Origin of the sequence: Gottfriedia acidiceleris (assembly GCF_036421055.1) — a bacterium.
In the GTDB taxonomy this organism is placed as follows: Bacteria; Bacillota; Bacilli; order Bacillales; family Bacillaceae_G; genus Gottfriedia; species Gottfriedia acidiceleris_C.
Genome location: NZ_JAZGQS010000008.1, coordinates 145728 through 162597 on the forward strand (window position 1 = coordinate 145728; position 16870 = coordinate 162597).

Here is a 16870-nt window from a genome sequence, read left to right on the forward strand (position 1 = left end):
TTTATTGTCATGATGCTCTTGCAATTGATTTATTAGCTTTTTTCTTTTCGGACATTTTAAATACATAATTAACAATAATAGGACATACTATTACTGATATTACACATGCTGCTGCAACTTGCGCAGTAGCTCCTGGTGCTATTGCAGCTAAGGTTGGATCTACTGCTGCAACAACAGCTGGTGTAGCTACAGCATTCCCTGCAGTTGACCCTGTTGCTAAACCAACGATCGGATTTTCTTTAAATAACTTTAAAAGTAAGTAAGCTCCAATTCCAGTGAATGCAGCTATTAATCCTAGTAATATGCCAGGACCTCCCGCTTTTATAATAGTTGAAAGATTCATTCCCGCACCTAATGGGAATGAGAAGAATGGGATTAATAATAATTTACTGCTTCCAAGGAACTTTCTCATATCAGAATCAATATTTCCTAAAATCATTCCTATTACTATTGGAATTAATACTCCAATAAGAGTTTGAAAAGGAATTGTGGCTAGGCCAGATGCACCTAATGCAACTAATGTGAAAAATGGGCCATCTTTTAATGAAAATAAAGCATATGCGCCTACATCTGTTTCGTCACCATATGATGAAGCAAGGGATGCATATAATCCACCATTTGCATTTAATAACGCTGCAAGGATAGCTAATGGTGATAATCCTAATATTCCGGCTGGTCCAAAAAGCATCGCTACAGTTAAACCTATACCTGCACCAACTATAAATTTTCCTGTTAATAATATTGCACCTTTTTTTAATGCCTTTGGTGCTAATTTGAAATTAATTTGTGAACCAATTAAAAACATAAAACATGCCAAAATAGTAGAAGATGCCTCTTTACTAAATAATGCCGTTGTAAAACTTCCAATTTGTAAAAATTGCGGGAAAAAGGTATTCGTTAATACTCCTAAAAAAAGTGGAACAACCATCAGACCACCTGGAATTTTATCAAGCGTTTTCTTAATTGGAATTTGCATTTTTAACCCTCCTAAAATCGTTTTATAATCTCGAATGAATCCATTATTTTATCAATTGCTCAAATACTAGTAGAAAGCGGTTCCATTTTTCTTGCATGATATTCTATGTTTTAATCACCCTATGTTTTGTTACCTGTCTATCATATTTCGATGAAAACTATTTTCATAGTTTATAAAAGTTTAATAATCCTTTTTGTAAATAAAAAAAGTAAGCAGTTTTAATAACTGCTTACAAAAAGTTTTTTATTGAGTGTTCATTGGACCACAAGAATAATACCCGACACCTGGTATATACTCCCATTCAAATAAAGAATGCAGAAAAACGGCTAATCGATTGATGAAAAAATTTTTCAATTGTATAAATGTGAAGTTTCTGTACAGTCTTTGCAAAGAGTAAGCCAAAACCTTTGAGACACATTGTAAGTCTTTTAATTCTATTGTTTCTAATAAGTCTGTGCAATTTCTATGCAATCGAAAAGTAACGCTTTATTATGAGGTAGAGTGAATTGCACAAATTTGAAATTAAGGAAGAAATCATAGAATTTCACAATTAAATTATTATGTACACCTGCTTCGAAATGAAAAGCTATAGAAGAACTTTGTAAAAATAGACTTACCATTCGACATTTTGAAAAATCAATAAAACGATTCATAATGAGTGACCATATAAAGCTTTCCACCAATAGGGTTTAACAGACTAGTGGAATCGGGAGCATCAGATACAAAATATGTAGAGTTTCCTGCTACACTGTTATCAACAATCGGTTTCCCGTTCACATCAATAGGTGTACCAGCTGGAATGAACTCTCCATTGTTCATTACGATTTTATCTTCAGATTTGAAAAGCCTGTTATATGAAAGCGGAAATTCTTTACTTCACCATTATTTTACTTTCAGAGATGCGTTCGAATAGGTTTGAACCATCTTATCAATAGTTTTTGGCGCATCCATCCCATTAAATTTTACAGAATCAATCGTCACATGCCCTTTATTTTCCATGGCTGAAACAGGCATTACAGCGGGAATCGTTAATCCAAAGACCTTTAAATGGGAAATCGGAAATACTGATCTCCATTTTCTGTTTATTTGCAGTACATTTACACTATTTTTCTTACACAACATTACTTTCTATCTATTTAACTTCTATGGGAATTTCTATTATTTCAGTTTCTATAATAAGTTTATCAATATAAATTTTGAATTTGGAGTATTTAATTTCGTACTCCTTATTGTAAAAGAGTACGTTAACAATTGGGGTTACACACAGGACTTTTAGCCTGCTTTTTCTTTTGGAATTTTTAAAAAATGTTTGAAAAAATCAAAATTATCATTAAAATTAACCATAGAGACTCATTGTATTATATTGAATTTGGGTTTTCTTAAGTAAAATAAGAACAAAAATTTCATATCAGCGAGATAAAGTGAGGTGTTCACCATGCTAGAGGGACAAATAATCAAATTCTATCGTGAACGTCAGAACATGATGCAGAAGGATTTAGGTATGGGCATCTGTTCGAGTACACATATAAGCAAAATTGAACGAGGCTTAACTGAAGTCTCTAAAGAAACGATAGACTTTCTATCAAAGCGCCTTTGCATTGAAATGGAAACAGAAATTAATACTTACAATTACCTAGATTCCCTTTTAAAAAAATGGCATGAATCGATCATTTTAAAACTGAAAACAAAGGCTAAGAGTATTAAGAAACAATTAGAGGCTATTCCTCTGCTACAAATACCGGTTATTTATCGTTCCTATACGCTCGTACTTACGAGATATTATTTATTAATGGGGCTGAATCACCAAGCTAAAGCTCTAATTGATGCTATGGAAAAATGGTCTGATCTTTCACCATATGAAAACAGCATGCTTCTTCACATTAAAGGGATTAATGGATTAATGAATAAGGACTTTTTAAAGGCAATTTCTTATTTTCAAGGGATCGATTTAACCTACTACAACAACCAAGAGTACTATTATCATTTGGCTGTTGCCTATCATTCTCTCAATTCACGAGTAATGGCTTATTATTATGCTGAGAAGTCTCTGCACTTTTTTACGGAAATACGCTGTATTACTCGTATGATAGATGCAGAAATGCTTATGCTAATCCAAGTAGAGCAGGACGAGTTTTACGAACCAAAAGAAACGGAATATCAAAGATTAATCGAGATGACAGAAAACTTTGGATTAGATGATCAAACAGCAACGCTGACCCACAATCTCGCATACCAGAAAGTTCGCCAAGGAGAATATGGAAAAGCTAGTGAATATTATCATCAATCCATGGACATAAGTGACCCCCACACAGAAACTTATTTAGCTGCTTTGGAAGGATACATAAAGGCGTTAACGAATCAAGGATTGAAATCAACCGAAAAATTGCTCCAATTGGTCGGAAAGGGGATTGCTCTTTCTGAAGAAATTAACGAGACAGTTTTTAAACATTCTTTCCATTTACATAAATATAATCTTCAAAATGATCAAGAAAAATACTTCAATTATCTTGAAAAAGAAGCATTTCCTTATTTCAAGAATATGGCATATGTTCTTATGATTGAACATTATTCGATAAAGCTGTTCGACTTTCACATGGAAAATGGCAATGTCAAAGAAGCAAATCAATATGCAGCGTATCTCGTGGAAAAATACCGCAAAAACGATAAATTTGCTTGATTTTTAAACTAATACCTTTTAAAAAGTCGTGTACTAGAACAACGTCAAATTAAAGTAGATGGAACCGAGAATCTATAAAAAATTCTCACTGAACCATCTGCTTTAATTTAAATCCTATCAATTATTAAATGTAATAATTCAGGTGTTAAAGTATCAATCTTAGTAAATTAAGAAAGAACTTTTTGAAGAGTGTGGAGTTGTTCACGTTTATTGAATCAAATAACTTCTCTTCCTACAACTTTCACTTATCGAATGGCTGTATTTTCAGGCGGAATATTGAATGGAAAGGAAGTAGCTGGCTTTGAATGAACAAGTTTGTCATTTATTTTCCATACTTCTAAAATGACACTAACTGTATATATTCCTGCAGGTACTCTCTCTCCATCATTCATTTTGTAATTCCACGTACTTTTCCATTGAATTTGTTCCCCGCTGTTTAATGCTTTATTTTGAAACACCTGTAAAAAAAATTTCCCGTGACTAAAATGATACACCTGTTCTCCTTGTACATTATACACCTTATAATCATAAAACTGGCTTGTTGAAGACTCTATAAGCATTAGCTGATTACTATTATTTTTTAACGTAAAAATAAATGTGGCTTGTTCCACATCTGTGATGACATCTCCATCCCATATCCAATCTGTCATGCCTCTAACCTCCTTAGCTAAGATTAAATGATTTTAGCAAAATAAAATTCTCATAGGTGATACTCTTTCCTAATGTATAGATATATCCCTTTAATATTGCTTATTACTTTATAAAAACATTTTTTTAATAATATAAAAATGCCAGCTACCTGAGTAAGTGTTTTTCTCTCTTTTCTCAGGAGCTGGCACCCTTTTAATTTAGTTATTTTTTAACAATAACCTGTGTTACTTGTACATCTTTATAACCCTTTGCTTTTATTAAGACCTTGTAGGATTGAGCCTTTGTAAATACTTTTCCATTTATAACTATGTTTCCTTTTTCTATTTTGTAGTTTCCTTTTATCGATTTTCCATTTACTGTAATGCTTGTTATTGAGCTTCTCCATTTTGAATCGTCTTTGAATGTTAGGTTGATTGTTTTTCCTACTTTGTTATCTTTTTTGTCTGCTACTAATTTTGGTGCTGGTTTTACTTCTGGAATAATAACCTGTGTTACTTGTACATCTTTGTAATCCTTTGCTTTTATTACGATCTTATAGGATTGAGCCTTTGTAAATACTTTTCCGTTTATTACTATGTTTCCTTTTTCTATTTTGTAGTTTCCTTTTATTGATTTTCCGTTTACTGTTATGCTTGTTATTGAACTTCTCCATTTTGCATCGTCTTTGAAGGTTATGTTGATTGTTTTTCCTACTTTGTTATCTTTTTTGTCTGCTACTAATTTTGGTGCTGGTTTTATTACTGGTGGTACTGGTTTTAATACAATTGAGTTAACATACAATCTTCCTTTAGTCATCATGGTCATTTGATTTCCATTATTGTCCTGAACTGTAACCTCTATCTGTCCACCGTTTAATACAATGTCCTTTTGAACAATCCATTGTCCAACATAATGTCCTGTACCTTTGCCATCTTTATCTACTACCTCTTTCATTGGCAGTTCAATGGCAGAATCATTAGCTGTTTGTATGCTCATAGTCTTATTTACATTACCAATAGGAGAAATAATTCTAAATGCTGCTTTCTTTAATCCTACCTCTGAATCAAATTCAACCTTCACTGCATCACCAGATTTTAATTTTAAATCTTGATCTGGTTTCAAATTAGTAATACCTTTTATTGAATATTTTACATTTACAGTTACGCTCTTAACTGTTTCATTTCCTGCCTTGTCTCTAGCAACAACATTTATTCCATTTTGCCCTTCCTTGGACATAAGTTTTACTATCCAATTTCCATTTGAATCGATGTCTGCCCTTGTTCCATTAACATCAACATAATCTAAATACTCATCTTTGGCTGTTCCTGTTACAGTTAGTACCTGATCATTAATATTTGCCTTATTTTGTGGGCTTTTAACTTCTAAAACTGGTGCAGTCTTGTCTACTATAACCTGTATTTCCTTCGAATAAGGAGTAGATCCGATTTCTGTAATAGTTTTCGCCTTCAGAGTATTAACTCCCTCTTGTAGTACAGTATCAATTGAGAAGCTTCCATCATCATTTGTCTTTCCGTTTGCTATATCTTCATCTTTGCTAAATAGATGAACGTCCATTCCTGGAGCCGCCATACCTTTTATTGTTACTTTTTCATTATTTACAAATGGGTTGTTCACTGGTGAAGTTATAACTGGAGCTAGTGCTTCCTGCTTAACTGTTGCTCTGATCATCATGTTACCAAAATCTTTATTTGCTAAAGTGAATGGACCTCCTTTTACAAACCACCATGATCTTTTTGCTAGTATTGGATTATTTTTATCCAACATAATTGCTGGACTTACAGGAGCCATACTATCCTGTATGAAAACCATATAAAAATCGCCAGTTACAACGATTTGTTGTGCTGATAAATCAACGACTGTCCATTTTCCTGCTTCTTTATTAGCAGTTCCATTGAATGGCCCTGCTATTATTTTTCCAGGTGAGCCACCCTCTCCACTTGCATCATAAACTGCCACTTTAAATGTTTTTCCAAAGCTTGTATCAAACATAAATGACCCAGAAGTTACTATTCCTCTAGTCTCTCCCGCTGGAAGTGACATTCTTACCGCATAGCCGCCTCCTGCCTCCCATTGAGCCACTGAATATTCTGGTGTTCCATCATCATAGCCGATTTCTCCTGAAAAATTTATAAATGGTTTTAGCAAAATATCATGTGAGACATTTTTATTACCCGTAACATCTACAGTAAATTGCTCATCAAAATAGTTCTCTGCTGTAACTTGTACAGTATATTTACCTTCATATGCAGTTATTGAGTAATTACCCTCTGCATCAGTTGTAACTGGTGCTACTGCTGCATCCTCAATTACGTAAACTTTAGCGCCTTTCACAGGTTTTCCTGTTTGGGCATTAATGATTTTACCTGTAAATGTTCCCTTAGGTATTGGAGCCAATGTAATGTTTGTATTTTCAAGAACTTGGTCAGCTGCTACTGTAACCTTCTGAACCTGTGGATAGTATCCATAGGATTCAGCTCTTAATGTATAATCGCCTGCTTTAACCTTAAAACTATATGACCCGTCTTGCGGATTTGTTTTTGTTGAACGACCATTTTCACCAATCGATACTGTAGCTGATAATGGAATTCTTGCTATGTCAGAATTGGTCTTTGCAGAATTAATTATTTGTTCTTTTGGGCTGTTGCTTAAATCTGATGTGCTACCTGAAGCCGCAAATACGTTTGTTAATCTATTCATCAGTTCTTTAGGGATACTGTTTAAAGCTGCTGATGTGCTGCCTGATGCTGCAGATTTGTTTGTTAATCTAACATCATCTATAAACCATCCTTGATTATTATTGGAGTCAGTAGATACAAAGAGAAATGCAACATCTATTTTCTTTCCTGCATATTTGCTTAGATCTACTTCCTCATTTGAATATCCGCCTGACGTAGTGCCTACATATGCTGCTTCTATATCATAATTCTCAGCACCGTCAGGTTTAACCGCAACAAATGCACGGTCATTTTTCCCTATATCATACCAATTTTTAAACTGTAAATAAGCATTCCCTTCCGGTAGGACAATAGCAGGCATTTTTAATAGCATAGCTTGATTTCCTGAGTACGTTCCTTCAAGATTAGTAGCTAAAACCTTTTCACCTGAGGCTGCTGCTTTAGGTCCTGTTGTTGGTTTTCCCCACTTCCATTGATCCGTCCCGCGAGCATCGCTTTCCCATCCTGTCATGTCTGTTTCAAAATCATTAAAGTATCCTATTGTAATTGGAGATTTAACAAGTATTGTATAGATATCACTTGTAACCTCGTTCTTTCCATTGTCAACTATTCTCCATCTGTAAGATAGATTTGATCCTGCCACTACTTTGTCAGCTGGAATTACAGCTTGATAGCTTCCTGACTTGTAGTCCCCACTCTTCCTTTCAGCTGCAACCGTTGTCCACTCATCCGATGAATTATTTCTATATTGAAGCTCAACTGTCTCGACGCTTACATTATCCTGTACATCTATTTTTAAATCTTGTTTCAATCCTTCGTATGCCTCTTTAACAGGTATATGTTTAAATGTTGGTGGAACTGTATCCTTGGCATCTGTTGATACTTGGCCTTTAATCTCAGATATTCCTTTTAAAACTGATGTTACAGCCTTAAATGCATTTATAACACCATATCCATATCCATTGTTAGGGGTTGTAGGATATTCAGAGTCCGTACAAGGAGTTGCTGTTTGCTCTATTATTTTTTCTATTTCATCTATCGTTAAAGATGAATTGGCTTGTCGAAGTAATGCAACAAGTCCTGATGTATGTGGACCTGCCATCGAGGTTCCATTCCATCCACCCTCATATTTACCTCCTGGAACTGAGGACCTTATATTTACTCCAGGTGCTGAAATTTCCGGCTTTTGTATTCCACCATATGGTGATGGCCCCCTTAATGAGAATTTGCCTAACTTGTTGTTTATGTCAGTTGCTCCTGTTGCAAAGGATTCTGGATAGTTTGCAGGATTTGCAACTGATCCTGGTCCACCAGGATTGGTAGGGGTTGTATTTCCTGCTGAAAATTCTGGGAATATATTTGCGGCAATCCAGTTTTTTACGATAGTTCTATACCAATCATCTATTCCTGGACCGCCTCCCCATGAGTTATTAATAACATCAGGAGCCATTTCTGGATGTGGTACTCCATTTCGATCTTTAGGAGCGAGCATCCATTCACCAGCTTCTATTAAATCTTCATCTGTTCCACCATCTTCTGTAAATGCCTTAGCAGCTATCCACTTTGCTCCTGGCGCAACACCTATCTTATTAGTTCCATTTGGTTCTGAACCAACCATAGTACCCACAGTATGAGTTCCATGACCAACATCATCGTAGGGTTCTTGACCGTTTTGTTCAGTTGCATCAAACCAATTAAATTCATTATTTGGTTTATCTGGATTAGCTGGGTTATACCCTCTATATTTTGTCTTTAATGCAGGGTGATCCCACTGAACTCCTGTATCAATGCTACCAACAACTACTCCTGTTCCATCTATTCCCAAACCCCAAACGTCAGGCACCCCAATTTGTTTAAGGTTCCATTCTGTATTATCAACAGTTGGAACAGCAGCTTCAGTAGCTTTTTCTGGCTCAATTAACTTTGTCACTTCATTAGGTATTATACTTTCAACTTCTGGCATAGCTGCTATGTTTCTCATTACTTCCTCTGTTGCTGTTACTGCCATACCATTTACTACGTAAAATGATTTATAATCCTTTACATTTCCATTTAACTTTTCTGATTCAATATACTTTTTCAAGTTTCTCTGTGATGAATCTGATCTAATTCTTAATTCAGAAACGATTGATGAACGAACGACTAACTCTTTTTTTACATTTGATAGTTGCTTATTCTTAGTTTTAACATCATTAGCAACCTTTGCTGTATCTACCTGATCCTTAAATTTCACAAGAAAGGTAGTTTGAGATTTGTCAGCAAATTCTTTGTTAAGTTCTGGACTTATTTTATTCTCTATTATTTCTTTAGAATTCTGGTTATAGCTATTCATACTATTTTCACTTGCATAAGCCTTACCATAATTTCCAGCTGGTCCAACAAATGAGCTTATGGTAAGTAGGCAAGTTGTCGACAATGTTAGCAATTTTTTGGTGATTTTCATCAAGTTTATACCTCCATATTTAGATTAAATTTACCTAACTACTCCTTTATCCTCCTTTCCCTTAATTGCTTGAACCTATTAAACTTATAAAATAGGTTTGCGATGAGACTTACAACACTAACTGCATGTTCAAATTTTAAGAAATATCTTGAAGCAAGATTCAAAGTTGAATAGGGTAAGAGTTTGCTAACAATATATCTCCTAAACCAATTACCGATTCTGTCTCAGAGTTATGTAGTTTCTAGTTGTATATGAGATGAATAGGTAACATTGAATTTTAATAGAATTATATATTTGTCAGAATAGGATGACAAATGGGGTTTTTGTAAAGGAGAGCTATCTATTTTTTTACATTTTTTTACATTTTTTTATACTTTTTTACATTTTTAATAATTTTGAATATTATTACATTGTAAATCTATCAATTGTACTATTAATATAGATTTTGACTTGGGTTTTTTAATCAACGTGTTGATAATTTAGTAATTGTGTGTATAGGGTTGTATAACAACTCAACCCCACATTCCTTCGATTCCATTTTCCCGTTCATAATAAACAGCTACTATTGAATAATTTTTTATTGAACCTATATTATAAGTAAAAAAGGCAGCGCCCAATGGGCTTGCTGCCTTTTTTAAAATTTATTGTGCCACGCACTCCACATGCGAATCTACAATTGGAAATATATAAGATTATGTTACATTTAATTGCTAAATGATAAGTACAATGACGATAACAACTACTTCAAGATCAGTTTATCGGTGCCTAAATTAATAAGTATTCATAACACTCATCCTTCAATACAGTATACCTATTGAATAACTGATTTATTAACAGGTCTAACTCTTGACTACATTGAATGGTTTTAGAATGAAGAAAACCATACCTCTTATTAACATCATATAATTCATTTCTCTTTTCCTCTATCGCTAGTGTTGCTTGTTGTTGTAATAAAGTAACCATTCCTAAGTACCCCCATTCGAATATATCTCTTATAAAGATTTTTCTATTGATGTGACTTCCTAAGTTTGCTGCTGAAGTTGTTATCTTTTGCACTTGTTACAGTAAAATTAGAATAATTTAATCGATTAACTAAAAAGCTGCACTCCATTTTGACACTCGTGAGAAACGGCAAGTAAAAGCTCAATTCTACTTTTTCTACAGAATAGAGCATTTAATCATAAAAAACCGACAACGTCATAACGAAGCGTCACCGGTTCTTGTTAACATTTAAATAAGCTAGGAGCTATCCATAGTTTGCACATGTGTTTTCATAACATACAAGTTGCTGTAATTGTATGACCGATTAAACGAAGGAAATACTCTAAGACTTTTTCATATACATTCGTAAACTTCTACACTCTTTGTCTAACTATGCCGTCTTATGTACACTTTATACTTTTGTCCCATCTTCTATCGTAGTCTATTTAGATAATACGAGAAAGCTAGAACAACGTAGATAAAGAGGTAGCTAAAAGCGTCTTCAATTTCCTTTTTTTCACCATACATCCTACTAGTAGATATGAATAAATTACAAATATAGAGAAACATCTTAAAAGCAGGGTTCATTGTTGATCAGGGCAAATTAAGAGATTGCTAACAGGTTATAAGCGACACATCTTGGACGAATTACAGATTCAGTATCAGAGGCATGTAGTTTTTAACTGTATATGAAGAGAATAGGTAACACTGAATTTAATAGAATTGTATATCTGCTAGAGTGATGTGACAAATGGGTTTTTTCACGGGTCTTGAGACCTATTTTTTTTATAATTCAAATGATTTTAACTGAAATAACATTGCAAATCTCTATCAATCGTACTATTAATATATATTTTGAATTGGGTTTTTAAATTAATCTATTGACCATTAAGCCATTATGTAATTTGGTGATATATAAGAAGTATAAATACAGAACATTAGAAAGTATCGTAATAAAAACCGAGAGAGGATGTTTTTTCTGGGTGAAAAACATTTTTCCCTCATAAACAAATGTATCGGTTTAGAGCAGGCATTTCCTTCAAAACAAAGTCCCAGAACTGTTGGTCAATACGGGGTGCAAAAGTACAATAACGAAACGAAGTGTTATTAAGAATGAAAAATGGCTGTTAAAGATTAGAATAATCGAATCATAAAAGATCTTAAAAAGATTATGTAGCAATTCTAGAATAGTAACGAGCGGAGGCTTGGATAATAAATTCCCTGGAGAAATGTTGTTATAAGTATCTTCCTAAAATAATTATTTTAAAAAAATCTAGAATATTATTCAAATCTAGTATATTATGTAAATGTTAAAAATTATTTTCAGATAATTCGGATATTTAGTATAAAAACATGATTCTTATTAGGAAATTATCATGTCTGGAAAATTATAACCTTTATTAAAGAAGTTAGGATGTGAAAGAATTGAAAAAACATTTTAAGTTACTCTGCATGGTTATAATAGCAACTATGATTATAGCGATTCTTCAGTTTGATAGCATATCAAAGGTTTACGCAGAGAACACAAAAAAATCCATAACTATATTATTTACACATGATTTACATGATCACTTATTGCCATTTAATATATTGGAAAATGGACAAATTGAACAAGCCGGTGGTTATGCAAGATTACAAAGCGCTATTAATCATGAAATACAGAAAGATCCTAACTTACTCTTGGTTGATGCAGGGGATTATTCAATGGGTACCTTATTTCAATCAATTTATTCAAGTGATGCCCCTGAACTGAGATTATTAGGACAATTGGGTTATGATGTAACAACTTTAGGGAATCACGAATTCGATTTTAGAGCTAAAGGCTTGGCTGAGAGCTTAAATTCTGCAAGAAATAGCAGGGAAAGGTTACCTCAGGTTGTAGCATCGAATGTTATATATCCAAAAGATAAAAATGGGAATATAACTCCATCTTTAATGAACTTAAAACAATCAATGAATAATTATGGTGTGAAAGATTATACGGTAATGGAGAAGAATGGAGTAAAAATAGGTTTGTTTGGACTGATGGGAAAGGAAGCAGCGGACGATGCCCCTATGTCTGAAGTAAAATTTGCTGATATCTCTGAAAGCGCAAAAAGAGTTGTTGATAAATTAAAACAAAAAGAAAAGGTCGACCTTATTATTTGCTTATCCCATTCAGGTACGAATAAAAATAAATCTAAATCTGAAGATGAAATATTGGCCAAAAAGGTGCCTGGTATAGATATTATTATTAGCGGCCATTCTCACACTAAACTCAATGAACCACTAAAGGTCGATAAAACAGTAATAGCATCCAGTGGAGAATACGGGGAATATTTAGGCAAAATTAATATATCTAATACTTTAGATACGGGTTGGAAACTAGATCACTATAAGCTTGAGCCAATAAATAGCAGTTTACCGAATGACCCAAATATTTCAAAGACAATAAATAATTTTAAAAATATAGTACAAGAAAAATACTTAAATAATTTTGGACTGAAATTCGATGAGATACTTGCAAATTCGAGCTTTAATTTTGTAGAAACATCAAAGATTGGAGAAAAGCATGCTGAAGATACTTTAGGTGATTTTATTACAGATGCCTATGTTTATGCTGTAAAAAAAGCAGAAGGTTCTAACTATGAACCTATAGCAATGGCCATTGTACCAGCAGGCATAATAAGAGGTTCTTTTGTAAAAGGCAATATAACAACAGCAGATGCATTTAATGTAAGTTCTTTAGGAATTGGCCCTGATCATATTTCGGGGTATCCTTTAATTTCAGCATATCTTACTGGTAAAGAAATTAAGACTATCTGCGAGGTAGATGCCTCTATTTCTCCAATGATGCCTGCCGCACAGCTTTATATGTCAGGAATAAGTTTTAAGTTTAATCCAAACAGGCTAATTTTTAATAAAGTTACAGATAGTGAATTTGAAGGTAACGACGGTTCTCTAGAAAAAATTCAGGAAAATAAGCTTTACCGAGTTGTAGTAGGACTATATTCAGCCCAAATGCTTTCAGTAGTAAGTAAGAAATCCTTTGGTTTGCTGTCAATTGTCCCGAAAACTAAAGAGGGAAAACCTATTACTGATTATGAAGGACAGATCATAACAGATACTCTTAATGACCATAAGTACGAAGTGAAGGAATGGATGGCGATCGCAGAATACCTTCAATCATTTCAAAAGATGGGAGGTATTCCTCAAATTCCTGAATATTATCATACTACCCATAATAGAAAAATTGTTGAGAATAATCATAGTATATTTGCTATTTTAAGCAACCCCAATGGTATTGCAATCGGAGCTTACTGCATTTTGATCACAATAGGCTCATTACTTGCTTTTATTATTTTTATGTTAGTTACACGAAAAAAGAGAAAACACCGTAGGGATATAGAAATTTATTAATATATCAAGAAATTTCGAATAAATCCCAGTGGCAAAAGGTCTCTGGGATGATAAGGAAAAAGTAGTTGAAACAACACTTGGTATTTACTCACATTCAAATGAAGAAATGCACAAGAATACAGCTGATCGTTTTGATGAAAAATTTGGTTTAAATTAAAATGCTCGTGAAGTTTCTGTGCAGTCTTTTTGCAATGCATAATATTCATTACAAAAAATGGAAGTAACTGAAAACAAAGAAAAAGCCCAAACCCTTGATACACTTAGGTTTGTGCTTCCTTAATCGTATGATTCCAACTGGACTTGAACCAGCGACCCCTACCCTGTCAAAAAAATAGGCTATTTTTTGTATACTTTGTTGTTATTTTAAGAATTTGATTAGGTGATATGCTAATAATATTTGCACCAAGGAGCATGAAAATAACCAATTTCGCCTTATTTTCAGGAAAGCCAAAAATAAAATGAAATTTTTCAACTTGCTTTAAATAGAACTTTCAAAAAAGGGATTTGTTATGTACATTTTTACGAGAACCCACTCCTTTTATTAAAAGGAAATGGGTTTTTTTAGATCCTCAATTACGATTAGTGTAACTTAATAGTTTTGAGTATATTATGTTCTTATTAACTCATGGTAGTACAGTTCAATAAGATAAAGGTTAATAGTAGATTTTATTCAATTAGATTAAGGCGGATAAATTTTTTACAAAAAATAAGACTAAGTAAAAAACTTAATCTTTAGTACCTATTTAATCTGTTATTTACTTGGTAAAGTTTTATTATCTATTTTAATATTGATCGTTATCGATCCTAGTGATGTTTCAAAATAATATTAAATTTCTCCCAAAGTCAATAATCTGTTTTATTTCTGAACAGGTCTATGAAATAATCCCATAACTTCTATCGTTTCTGTAATATTAACAAATGCATTTTTATCAACCTCTGAAATGAGGGTTTTTACTTCATTTAATTCGTATCGAGAAATGACTGTAATTAAAATATTTCGTTTGTCTTTCGAATATCCTCCCATACCATCCATTATTGTTAAGCCTCTATACAAATTTGCAATTAAATGCTCACGCATTTCTTCACCCTTATTTGTAATGATCATTAGCGTTTGCTTGGCGTGATCTGTATATATAGCATCTACAACTTTTCCAGTGACAAATATTGAAACCAATGTATTTAATGCTGTATCCCAAGAAAATAAAAATCCACTAATTACAATTACTACCGCATTCATACTTGAGAGCAAAACACCGATTGGAAAATCTCTTTTTCTTGAAACAATCATGGCAATAATGTCAAACCCACCAGTAGATCCTGAAAATCGAAAGATGATTCCAACACCTAAACCTGTTATGGCACCACCAAATATTGATGAAAGTATTGTATCCTTCGCAATTTCATAGACAGGAACAAAGTATAGACCTAATGATATAACTAAAACTGAAAGTATTGAATTAAAGATAAACTTCCTTCCAAGTATAATATATCCTATAATTAACAATGGTAGGTTTAAAAGGAAATTAGACAAACCAGTATTGATGGGGGTAAGCATCCCTAATATCATTGATATACCACTTAGACCACTACTTAGCACTTCATGAGGGATTAGGAATAGGTTGAATCCTAATACAACAATAAGCGAACCAATAATAATACCTATAAATCTCAAATAAATTCCCTCCGAATCAATTCTCTTATTTCTATATTTATAAATATAATATTTTTATTTATAATGTAAATTTAATAGTTTTTTTAGATAAATCGAAATACGTAATTAAAATTATAGTGTGGTCTTTAATTTAATTAACGCATTTTTGTATATTAACATCTATGACCAGAATCGGTTTTGAAGATAAAAAAAGAAAGTTAGAGATTAAAGGACAATCTTGAAAGACCAATGATAAAGATGTTATTATACACACTTGTTTCTATTTTCATTTATTACTCGATTAAATTCTTCCTCCAACTCACTTAAGGTTAAGAGATATAAATGTGTAGACTCTTTTTTGTATACTCCCGCCTTTAATAACTTTTTAATCAAATAATTTTTTCTTGTTTCAACAGCTTTTCTCAATAAATTTTCCAATTAAATCCCTCTCTTTTAGTTACTAGGTTACAATTTATTCTTTTTATACCATCCTTCTATTTATTTCAACTAAAGTTTTTCAAAATAAACTCCATAATCACCATTCTACTCCTTTTAAATTTTTTGTAATTCAGTAAATGGTGGTCAGACCATTTAAACACAATTAATAACACAAACTTTTCTCATCCGAATACTACGAATTAACTTTAAAAATTTTTTCTATAACTAAAATTAAAACTAAAAACCTCTCAACAAGATAAGTTGAGAGGTTTTGGCTCTGTACTTATCTTTCGGATTCTCCCGTGGAATTGGCACGGTATTCAAAGAACCCGTTGCCGAGGCTTCATAGGGCCAGTCCCTCCACCTCTCTGGATAAGAAATAATAATATTTGGTTTTTAAAATCTTAGTTAATAATGAAAAAACCTCTTCAAAGAAAGAAGAGGATTAGCTTTAATATCAACTCTCCTTATCTCTCAAGGCTTTACCTTGGTGGAATTAGCACAGTGTTCAGTTTGAACCCGCTGCTGAGGCTTCAAAGGGCCAAATCCCTCCACCTCTCTAGATAAGATTTATCGTTTATGTAATATCGAAATTGAATGACTAAACATTAACCTAAATAAAAATAAACGTCAACCTATTTGGAAAATGTTAGATTTTTCCGTTTTTTTCAATTACTCACTCTTCTAAATGAACAAATGCCAGCGTAGTATTTGCCTTTCGGGTAAAGGATAATCCTTCGCAGCATATGTTTGTATCTAATCAAACTTGCTTTAAATAATGTCCAAATTGATCATCTCCTACCTTACCAATGAAACAAGTCTTCTTGCCTAAATTGGTCAAGCCCGCTAATACATTGGCCGGGGCACCACCAGGATTTCTTTCAAAGACAACTTTGCCAGGCTGAGAAGAGTTATAAGGAGTTAAATCAATTAATAACTCTCCAAGAGCTGTTACATCATACATTTGAACCTCTCCTAA

The 16870-nt window shown here is 33.1% G+C and carries 12 protein-coding genes and 2 riboswitches; of the genes, 3 read left to right on the forward strand and 9 right to left on the reverse strand.

Annotated elements, in window-relative coordinates:
• Positions 1–7: 7 nt before the first annotated feature.
• From RAH41_RS13990 to RAH41_RS14000, 3 genes are all read right to left on the reverse strand, one after another.
• A complete protein-coding gene (locus RAH41_RS13990) occupies positions 8–976 on the reverse strand; it encodes a 2-keto-3-deoxygluconate permease (RefSeq protein ID WP_331223266.1) in 969 nt (322 codons plus the stop codon).
• Between the two features lie 636 nt (positions 977–1612).
• Positions 1613–1795 carry a hypothetical protein gene (locus RAH41_RS13995; RefSeq protein WP_331223268.1) on the reverse strand — a complete coding sequence of 61 codons (183 nt, stop codon included), beginning with the start codon at positions 1793–1795 and terminating at the stop codon, positions 1613–1615.
• Positions 1796–1858: 63 nt separating this feature from the next.
• Positions 1859–2098 (reverse strand): hypothetical protein, encoded by a 240-nt coding sequence (locus RAH41_RS14000; RefSeq protein WP_331223270.1) that lies wholly within the window; start codon positions 2096–2098, stop codon positions 1859–1861.
• A gap of 313 nt (positions 2099–2411) precedes the next feature.
• Between RAH41_RS14000 and RAH41_RS14005 the strand changes: the two genes are divergently transcribed.
• Positions 2412–3653: a helix-turn-helix transcriptional regulator gene (locus RAH41_RS14005; protein ID WP_331223272.1), complete on the forward strand. Its 1242-nt coding sequence runs from the start codon at positions 2412–2414 to the stop codon at positions 3651–3653.
• A 245-nt stretch (positions 3654–3898) separates the two neighbouring features.
• Here RAH41_RS14005 and RAH41_RS14010 read toward each other — a convergent pair whose 3' ends face one another.
• The 3 genes from RAH41_RS14010 to RAH41_RS14020 form a co-directional block, all read right to left on the reverse strand.
• On the reverse strand, positions 3899–4303 hold the full coding sequence (locus tag RAH41_RS14010; protein ID WP_331223274.1) for a BsuPI-related putative proteinase inhibitor: 405 nt from the start codon (positions 4301–4303) through the stop codon (positions 3899–3901).
• 202 nt (positions 4304–4505) lie between these two features.
• Positions 4506–9422, reverse strand: coding sequence for a S8 family serine peptidase (locus tag RAH41_RS14015; protein WP_331223276.1), 4917 nt, complete (start codon positions 9420–9422; stop codon positions 4506–4508).
• 765 nt (positions 9423–10187) lie between these two features.
• Entirely contained in the window at positions 10188–10385 is a 198-nt protein-coding gene (locus RAH41_RS14020) for an aspartyl-phosphate phosphatase Spo0E family protein (protein ID WP_331223278.1), read from the reverse strand.
• A gap of 1443 nt (positions 10386–11828) precedes the next feature.
• On the opposite strand from RAH41_RS14020, the gene RAH41_RS14025 reads away from it, so the two are divergent.
• Together RAH41_RS14025 and RAH41_RS14030 are read left to right on the forward strand one after the other, a co-directional pair.
• The gene (locus RAH41_RS14025) at positions 11829–13802 is read left to right on the forward strand and encodes a bifunctional UDP-sugar hydrolase/5'-nucleotidase (protein WP_331223280.1); all 1974 of its coding nucleotides are present in this window, start codon (positions 11829–11831) and stop codon (positions 13800–13802) included.
• Between the two features lie 28 nt (positions 13803–13830).
• Positions 13831–13959, forward strand: coding sequence for a hypothetical protein (locus RAH41_RS14030; protein WP_331223281.1), 129 nt, complete (start codon positions 13831–13833; stop codon positions 13957–13959).
• Between the two features lie 699 nt (positions 13960–14658).
• Here RAH41_RS14030 and RAH41_RS14035 read toward each other — a convergent pair.
• From RAH41_RS14035 to RAH41_RS14045, 3 genes are all read right to left on the reverse strand, one after another.
• The gene (locus tag RAH41_RS14035) at positions 14659–15474 is read right to left on the reverse strand and encodes a YitT family protein (protein ID WP_331223282.1); all 816 of its coding nucleotides are present in this window, start codon (positions 15472–15474) and stop codon (positions 14659–14661) included.
• 243 nt (positions 15475–15717) lie between these two features.
• A complete protein-coding gene (fbpA, locus tag RAH41_RS14040; protein WP_331223283.1) occupies positions 15718–15891 on the reverse strand; it encodes a Fur-regulated basic protein FbpA in 174 nt (57 codons plus the stop codon).
• 280 nt (positions 15892–16171) lie between these two features.
• Positions 16172–16270, reverse strand: a riboswitch (SAM riboswitch).
• Positions 16271–16355: 85 nt separating this feature from the next.
• A riboswitch (SAM riboswitch) is annotated at positions 16356–16461 on the reverse strand.
• A 190-nt stretch (positions 16462–16651) separates the two neighbouring features.
• Complete coding sequence (locus RAH41_RS14045; RefSeq protein WP_331223285.1) at positions 16652–16855, reverse strand: PfkB family carbohydrate kinase; 204 nt, start codon at positions 16853–16855, stop codon at positions 16652–16654.
• Positions 16856–16870 lie beyond the last annotated feature (15 nt).